The sequence below is a fragment of the Mesorhizobium sp. M8A.F.Ca.ET.021.01.1.1 genome, from assembly GCF_003998025.1.
In the GTDB taxonomy this organism is placed as follows: domain Bacteria; phylum Pseudomonadota; class Alphaproteobacteria; order Rhizobiales; family Rhizobiaceae; genus Mesorhizobium.
The window spans coordinates 1-8,203 of record NZ_RZSJ01000255.1 but is presented as its reverse complement, the minus strand read 5'-3'; the positions used below and the strand labels follow the sequence as shown (position 1 = coordinate 8,203).

Sequence of the window (8,203 nt, the reverse complement as noted above, 5' to 3'; positions counted from 1 at the left end):
CCAGCAGGCCGTCGCCTGTCTGCATCGGCGCGGACAGAGCGGGGCAGGCGCCACGGCGCGAGAAGGCGTTCATGCCGCGACCCCGGGCGCGTTGGCTTCCGCAATCAGCGCGGCGAGATCGTCGTCGATGGAATTGCGCAAAGGATGCCAGAGGCCGCGGCGGCGCGCCGACAGGAAGCGCTCGGCGATGACTTTGGCGGCGGCGGGATTTTCGCGCAGGATGAAGGCGCGAACGTCCGGATCGCCGAGATAGGCATCGTGCACGGCCTCGATCAGCGCGCCTGAAATGGCATGGGTGGTCTCGGCGAAGCCGACCAGCCGGTCGACCGTTTCGGCGAATTCGGAGGCGCCACGCGGGCCGTGCCGCATTTGGCCTGAGATGAAGCGTGCGTTGACGGCGCGGGCACGCACCACGCGCGACACGGCCTCGCCGACCGATCGCGGTTTCGGTTTTTGCGGGTCCGTGGTGTCGAGCACGATGACGTCGGCGTTCCTGCCGAGTGCGGCCAAGGCGGCCGAAAAGCCGCCGATGAAGGCGACGTCGGCGGAACCTTCGAGGATGTCGCGACCGGGGTCGTCGCCGGTGTGGACCAGAAGATCGGCTTCGGCGATGCGGCCTTCAAACGCTCCGGGCGCCGAGACGCCTTCGCCGCCGGCGCCGCCATAGGCATGCGAGGTGGCGTCGAGATAGGCGCGGCCGATCTCATCGCGCGCGCTCCAGTCGCCTCTCGACAACAGATCCTCGACGCCGGCGCCGTAAGTGCCGGGCGATGTGCCGAAGATGCGCGGGCTGATCTTGCCATCGGCGCGGGTCTTGGCGGCGAGCGGGTTTTCCGAATCGTCCTCGTCGCGCGCGGAAACGGCGTTGGCGGCGGCGTCGATCAGGGCGATCTGGGTCGGGAACATGTCGCGGAACAGGCCTGATATGCGCCAGGTGACGTCGACGCGCGGACGGCCGAGCATAGCTGGCGGCAGCACCTCGATGCCGGTGATGCGGCCGGTGGCAGTGTCCCATTGCGGCCGGCAGCCCATCAGCGCCAGGCCCTGCGCGATCTCCTCGCCGCCGGTGCGCAGCGAGGCCGAGCCCCAGAGGTCGATGACCAGGGAACGCGGCCAGTCGCCATGCGATTGCAGGTAGCCGCGCACCACTTCCTCCGCCGCCGCCTTGCCCAGGTCGTAGGCGGTCGGCGTCGGCATGGTGCGCGGGTCCGAGGTGAACAGGTTGCGGCCAGTGGGCAGCACGTCGGAGCGGCCCCGTGCGGGCGCGCCAGCCGGGCCGGCCTTGACGTGACAGCCATCGAGCGCGGCGAACAGCGCCGACTTCTCGGCTGCCGCGCTTTGGCGGCGCATGGCATCCGGCTCGCCCTCGGGCGCGCGGCCGTAGATATGCAGCCCGTCCTTGATAGCGAAATCCTTGAGATCGCAGAGCCAGGCGTCGATGCGGCGCAGCGCTTCGTCGGGCTCATCGGTTTTGGCGACGCCGGCTTCGGAGGCAAGGCCGGTCTTTTGCGCGGTTTCGACAATCAGCCTGGCGAGACGGTCGCGGCGGCGGCGGTCGAGGCCATCGGCCTGGGCGTATTCATCGACCAGGCGTTCGAACTTGTGCTGGTGCTCGTCGAGACCTGCACCGGCGAGCGGCGGCGGCAGATGGCCAAGGGTGACGGCGGCGATGCGCCGTTTGGCCTGCGCCGCCTCGCCTGGGTTGGAGACGATGAAGGGATAGATGACGGGCAGGGACCCGGTCACGATCTCGGGGAAGCAGTTTTGCGAAAGCGCGACGGTCTTGCCGGGCAGCCATTCCAGCGTGCCGTGGGCGCCGACGTGGATCAAGGCATGGACGCCGAGCGATTTGCGCAACCAGAGGCCGAAGGCGATCAAGGCGTGGTGCGGAGGCAGTGTCGGGTCGTGGTAATCGGCGCGGCGATCGGCGGAACGGCCGCGATCAGGGGCGAGTGCCACGGTGATGTTGCCGAAGGTTGCGGCACGGAAGGGGAAGTTTGCTGAGGCTGGCGCTTGAGCGCCCCCCTCTGTCCTGCCGGACATCTCCCCCACGAGGGGGGAGATTGGCAACTTCGGCGCCCGTTCTTTAACCTTCGAGATTGGCGAAAGCGGAGATGCGGGCACAATCTCCCCCCGTGTGGGGGAGATGTCCGGCAGGACAGAGGGGGGCGCCTCGCGCAAACCTGTCTCCTGATCTGCTCTGCCCCACGCGGCGTCTACCGCGGCAATTGCCGATGTCGGAAGCTCAATAGAAAAGGCACGATAGCCGTCGAACCCCAGCCCGCTGTCGCCCCGCTCCAACAAATCCAGCAATTCACGCGGTGTTTGCGGAATCCCGTCAACGGCATAGCCCTGTTCGCTCAAGTCGTGCAGCATCGCCAGCACACTGGACGGCACATCCAGCCCGACCGCATATCCGGTGCGGCCAGGAGCGCTGGGATAATCGGGAATCAGGATCGCCAGTTTGCGCTCTGCGCGCGATGTCTCCCGCAGGCGGATGAAGGCCGCAACGCGCTTAGCCACCTGCGTCACACGATCCGGTTCCGGCCGGTTGGCCAGCGCACGGTGGCCAAGCGCCGGATCGACATCGCTCTCGCCCTTGAAGGAAATGGCGCCTGCAAGGATGCGGCCGTCGAGTTCGGGCAGCACGACATGCATGGCAAGGTCGGCCGGCGCCAGGCCGCGCTGGTTGTTTTCCCAGACATCGCGGCGGGTGGTGGCGACGATGACCTGGAAGACGGGCACGCCGGCGCGGTCGAACAGGGTTTCAACGCCGGGTTCGGCACCCGAAGCGAAGGCAGTCGCGGTGATGATGGCGGCAGGTTTCAGCGATGCGATGGCATTTTCGACGAACGCCAGGGACACAGGATCCTTGAGGCTGGAAACGAAGATCGGGACCGCTGCCAGTCCCTGGGAGCGCAAGGCCACGGCCAGCGCATCGATCGGGGCAACGTCGGCCGCGAGCAGCATCGAGCGGTAGAAGAGGATAGGGACGATGGGAGCGCCGACATCTGAAAGGTCCGGCTCCTCCGCGACCCCCAATCCAGACTGATAGTAACCGGCCTTCGGCACGCTGACCGGACTGGCGACGGACGTATCCTGTCCAGCCAGCCCCGCCAGTCTCCGCACCAGCGCACTCATATTGGCCGGGCCGCCCTCTCGGAAATAGCCAAGCAGGCCGTCGAGTTCGGCGCGTGGCAGCGTCGAGGCTTCGATCAGCCTGAGATCCTCGTCATGGCTTTCACCCGGAAGCAGCGCCAGTTTGATGCCGCGCTCACGGGCAATCACCGCCAGCTGGTCGCAGCCATAGCGCCACCAGTCGTTGCCGCCGAGGATGCGCACCAGGATGACCTTGGCATGGCGGGCGACGCTGTCGATCCAGAGGTCGACGGACATGGGATGGCGCAGATCGCGCAGTGCCGCAAGCCGCATGGAGGGCAGGCGGTCGGCGTCCGCCTTCCACGCCGCCGCCAGTCCGGCGAGATCGCTGTCGGTGAAGGACAAGGCCACGATATCCGCCGGCGTCTGCCTGAGATCGACAGGCTCGGCGAGGTCGTCAAGCGAAGCGGAGGTCGTGGTGAGGATGTGCATCGCGGTCCGTGTCTGAAATCAGCCGGCGAGGATACGTTCGATCGCCGGACGGTTCAGCCCCTTGAGACCAATGACGACCAGGCGCGAGCGGCGGTCGTCCTCGGCGCTCCAGGCACGGTCATAGTAATGATTGACGCGTGGGCCGACGGCCTGCAGCAGGAGCCGCATCGGCTTGCCGCCGACCTCGACGAAGCCTTTTACACGCAGCACGTTTTCCTGTTCGGCGGCCTCTGCGACACGTTTTGCCAGATCGTCGGGATTGGCGATCGAGGGAATGTCGACGATGAATGTGTCGAAGTCGTCATGCTCGTGGTCGAATGCGCCGTCGTGATGGGACTTGCGGTTCTCGATGTCGTCCTCGACGGCAAGACCAAGCCCGAGCAGCACCGAGGGATCGACCTTGCCATGCGACGTCGGCACGATCTTCACCGCGCGGGCGGAGTGTTCGTTGACGATGGCGTTGGCGCGGGCCGAGTCCTCGGCGTCCATCAGGTCGCTCTTCGACAGGATGATCAGGTCGGCGCAGGCGATCTGGTCCTCGAACACCTCTTCGACCGGATCGTCATGGTCGAGGCTTTCGTCCCCGGCGCGTTGCGCCTGCAGGGCTTCCATGTCGTTGGCGACGCGGCCTTCCGCAAGTGCGGGACCGTCGACCACGGCGATGACGCCATCGACGGTGACGCGGCTTTTCACCGTCGGCCACTGGAACGCCTGGACCAGAGGTTTGGGGAGGGCGAGACCGGAGGTTTCGATCAGGATGTGGTCGACCTTCGGCGTCAGCGACAGGATCTGGTCGAGCGCTGGCACGAAATCGTCGGCGACGGTGCAGCAGATGCAGCCATTGGCCAGTTCGACGATGTTTTCCTCGGGGCAGGTTTCGATACCGCAGCCCTTGAGGATTTCGCCGTCGATGCCGATATCGCCGAATTCGTTGACGATGATGGCAATCCGCTTGCGGCCGGCATTTTCCAGGAGATGGCGGACCAGCGTCGTCTTGCCGGCGCCGAGGAAGCCGGTAACGACGGTGCAGGGAACGCGGGAGAGATTGCCGGCCGAATTTGGAGCGGTCATATCAAGTCCTTCAGCATGTCGAGAGGAGGGATGCGGGCAACGAGGCCGCGCTTGAGGCTATCGGGCCGGCCGCGCCAGGGAATGAGGCCGTCGGTCGAGGTGGCGAAGAGTTTCGCGCCGGCGACGAGATCGGCGCCGCTGGTTGTGGTCAGGTCGCCGAACACATAGCTCCAGCATCCGTCGCGCAGGATCGCGGCGCTCAGCCTGCGCTTGCAATTGCCGAGGCATTCGACCGTGCGGATGCGAATTTGCTCGCCCGGGGCGGCTTGGCGGGGATCTGCAGCCAAAAGTTCGCCGGCCCGGGGATGGGCGTCGGAACCGGTCTCGTCGCGACAGGAGGCGCAGACGATGACAGTGATGCCGGCCAGGGAATCATCCCCGCCGGACGAAATGTCCGTTGTTTCAGCCGAGAAACTGCTGTCGCGATCCAAATCAGGCTCCTTGCCCGGAAAACCCGCCGGGCGATCGGATTCTTGCATTCCAGACGGCAGGTCTCCTGGCTCGCGGGTCATCGCCTTGGGTAGCCGCCTTCCCGGGACAATCCCAGTGGCTTTCGGCCTTGGCTCTTCGCTTACAGTTGCGGGGACAGCCGCGGATTTGGGCTTTTCGGCCCGCACCGCATTCCCTCTTGGCTCCTCCCTTTGCCGAGAGGAGACCGTCTGGATCGGATTTAGGCTCTTGCGGGCAGCGGTGTCAACGCGAGCTTACGACACCGCGATGTCGGACAGCGCCGGGCCGAGGTCGCCGGCAGGCGTCACTTCGATGCGTTCAAGCCCAAGCCAGCCCTGCATCTGCTTCAATTCCTCGAAAAGTTCAGCGGCGGTTTCAGGCGGCGCGCCGGGCTCGGCATAGGCGGCATGGACGCGCAGGACACTGGCCGGCCGGTCGGCTTTGAGGTCGACGCGCGCCACGATCTTGTCGCCAAGCAGGAAGGGCAGGACATAGTAGCCGTATTGGCGCTTCTCGGCCGGGGTGTAGATTTCGATGCGATAGTGAAAATCGAACAGCCGCTCCGAGCGCGAGCGCTCGAAGACGACGGGATCGAACGGCGCCAGCAGGGCGCGGGCCTCGATCTTGCGTGGCAAACGCGCATCCCTGTGAAGGTAAGCTGGCTTGTCCCACCCCTCGACACGGACCGGCAACAACTCGCCGAGTTCGACCAGTTCCTCGAGCCGGCCTTTCATGTCGGCGGGGGAGAGCCGGAAATAGTCGCGCAGGTCGCCTGACATGGCGATGCCGTGGGCGCGGGCGGAAATGCGCAGCAATTCGCGATGTGCATCCTCGGCCGCCGGTACCGGCAGGTCGAGGATCGCTTGCGGCAGCACCCGCTCCGGCAGGTCATAGAAGCGCTCGAAACCGCGCCGGTGCGCCGTGGTGATGCGGCCGGCCCAGAACAGCCATTCGAAGGCGTGCTTGGCGTGGCTCCAACCCCACCAGCCGCCGGAGCCTTTCTGGCCTTCCAGCGCCGAAGCGGCGATCGGGCCACGATCGACGACCTGGCGGTAGATCTCTTCTATATAGGCGGCGTGCTCACGGCCCCATTTGGCCAGCCCCAGATACATTTCACCGCCTTGCTCGGCGCGCTGCATGCGCCAGCGCATCAGCGGGTACGTCTCGACCGGCAGGAATGAGGCCTCGTGCGCCCAATATTCGAACACCGTGCGCTTGCGCGTCACGGCGGCGTTGTCGAGCAAGGCGACGGGATAGGGACCCAGACGCGAATAGAGCGGCATATAGTGGGCACGCACCACCGCACTGACGGAATCGATCTGCAACAGGCCGGTGCGGGACAGAACGCGGGCGAAATGGCGGCGGTCGGGCATGCCGGCGGGGCGGGGATCGAGAAATCCCTGAGCGGCGAGCGCGATGCGCCGGGCGGCGGCTAGCGAGATCTTTTCCTTCATGCAGGCGTCACTCTGAGGGTGCTTTGACAAAGATGTGATGGGTGATTCCAGCCCATGCTAGCAGGGTTTTGGCGGCAACCCTGTCAGGAGAGAAAAGTGGAGTAAAAAGAGAAGGAAATCAAACAGGAGCCTATGAGACCAGTTTCTCCCGGAATGCCGTCCAGCTCGTTGTTTTGAACAAGGTTTGACTTGCTTCGCTGGAAGTGCTGCGCTAACCCTCGCCGCGTTGCAGCATAGGCTCCTTAAAACGGTTCAGCGGTTAAACTGTCACGCTTCCGCATTAAGGTCCGGTGCTGTAATCAACGTGGATTGGCGCCAACGGAAAGCCGCTGCATGAACGCACTCCTCAGTTCGTACCTGCCCATCGTCCTGTTCATCGGCGTGGCGCTGGTGGTCGGCCTGGCGCTGCTGGTCGCACCGTTCCTGGTGGCCTACCGCAACCCCGATCCCGAAAAGCTGTCCGCCTACGAGTGCGGTTTCAACTCGTTCGACGATGCCCGCATGAAGTTCGACATTCGTTTCTACCTGGTGTCGATCCTGTTCATCATCTTCGACCTCGAAGTGGCCTTCCTGTTTCCCTGGGCAGTGTCCTTCTCGAAGATCGGCATGCTCGGCTTCTGGTCGATGATGGTGTTTTTGGCGGTGCTGACCATCGGCTTTGCCTATGAATGGAAAAAAGGAGCGCTGGAATGGGATTGAACGACAGTTCAGGCACCCTCGTCGCGCCAAAGCCCAAGGGCATCATCGATCCCAACACCGGCAGGCCGGTGGGGGAGGACGATCCCTTCTTCCTCGAAATCAACAATGAGCTTGCAGACAAGGGTTTTCTGGTCACCTCGACCGAGGCGCTGATCACCTGGGCGCGCAGCGGCTCGCTGATGTTCATGACCTTCGGCCTGGCGTGCTGCGCGGTCGAGATGATCCACACCTCGATGCCGCGTTACGATTCGGAGCGCTTCGGTGTCGCGCCGCGCGCGTCTCCGCGCCAGTCCGACATCATGATCGTGGCCGGCACGCTGACCAACAAGATGGCGCCGGCGCTGCGCAAGGTCTACGACCAGATGCCGGAGCCGCGCTACGTCATCTCGATGGGCTCCTGCGCCAATGGCGGCGGCTATTACCACTATTCCTATTCGGTGGTGCGCGGCTGCGACCGGGTCGTGCCGGTCGACATCTATGTGCCCGGCTGCCCGCCGAGCGCCGAAGCCCTGCTCTACGGCATTCTTCTGTTGCAGAAGAAGATCCGCCGCACCGGCACGATCGAACGGTAAATCCATGGCCGCATCCCTTAGCGAACTGTCGACCTATCTCGGCGAGAAGCTGCCTGGCCGCTTCAGCGACGCTGTGCTCGCTTATGGCGAGCTTACCGTTCACGTCGAGCCGCAAAACCTGATCGAGGTAATGACCTTCCTGCGCGACGATGCGCGCTGCCAGTTCATTTCGATCATCGATGTCTGCGGCGCCGACTATCCGTCGCGGGCCAAGCGCTTCGACGTCGTCTATCACCTGCTTTCGCCGAAGCAGAATGTCCGCATCCGCATCAAGGTGCAGGCCGACGAGGAGACGATGGTGCCGTCGGTCACCGGCGTCTATCCCGGCGCCGACTGGTTCGAGCGGGAGACCTACGATCTCTATGG

At 64.8% G+C, this 8,203-nt stretch carries 7 protein-coding genes and 1 riboswitch; of the genes, 3 read left to right on the top strand and 4 right to left on the bottom strand.

The annotated features are described in order from the left end of the window. Positions 1 to 69: 69 nt before the first annotated feature. From EOA36_RS19680 to EOA36_RS19665, 4 genes are all read right to left on the bottom strand, one after another. Positions 70 to 3,591, bottom strand: coding sequence for a cobaltochelatase subunit CobN (locus EOA36_RS19680; protein ID WP_127279048.1), 3,522 nt, complete (start codon positions 3,589 to 3,591; stop codon positions 70 to 72). A gap of 18 nt (positions 3,592 to 3,609) precedes the next feature. Further along, positions 3,610 to 4,662 carry a cobalamin biosynthesis protein CobW gene (gene cobW, locus EOA36_RS19675; RefSeq protein WP_127279047.1) on the bottom strand — a complete coding sequence of 351 codons (1,053 nt, stop codon included), beginning with the start codon at positions 4,660 to 4,662 and terminating at the stop codon, positions 3,610 to 3,612. Further along, positions 4,659 to 5,093, bottom strand: a complete 435-nt coding sequence (locus EOA36_RS19670; protein WP_127279046.1) for a DUF1636 family protein — start codon at positions 5,091 to 5,093, stop codon at positions 4,659 to 4,661. The genes cobW and EOA36_RS19670 overlap by 4 nt, the downstream gene beginning before the upstream one ends. A 37-nt stretch (positions 5,094 to 5,130) precedes the next feature. Beyond that, positions 5,131 to 5,337, bottom strand: a riboswitch (cobalamin riboswitch). A 29-nt stretch (positions 5,338 to 5,366) separates the two neighbouring features. Next, positions 5,367 to 6,566, bottom strand: coding sequence for a winged helix-turn-helix domain-containing protein (locus EOA36_RS19665; protein WP_127279045.1), 1,200 nt, complete (start codon positions 6,564 to 6,566; stop codon positions 5,367 to 5,369). Positions 6,567 to 6,899: 333 nt separating this feature from the next. Between EOA36_RS19665 and EOA36_RS19660 the strand changes: the two genes are divergently transcribed. The 3 genes from EOA36_RS19660 to EOA36_RS19650 form a co-directional block, all read left to right on the top strand. Then, positions 6,900 to 7,265 (top strand): NADH-quinone oxidoreductase subunit A, encoded by a 366-nt coding sequence (locus EOA36_RS19660; RefSeq protein ID WP_006335683.1) that lies wholly within the window; start codon positions 6,900 to 6,902, stop codon positions 7,263 to 7,265. After that, complete coding sequence (locus EOA36_RS19655) at positions 7,256 to 7,837, top strand: NADH-quinone oxidoreductase subunit B (protein WP_015317338.1); 582 nt, start codon at positions 7,256 to 7,258, stop codon at positions 7,835 to 7,837. Before EOA36_RS19660 ends, EOA36_RS19655 begins: the two co-directional genes overlap by 10 nt. 4 nt (positions 7,838 to 7,841) lie before the next feature. Further along, positions 7,842 to 8,203 (top strand): NADH-quinone oxidoreductase subunit C (locus EOA36_RS19650; protein ID WP_145969225.1); only part of this gene is annotated, 362 nt, incomplete at its 3' end.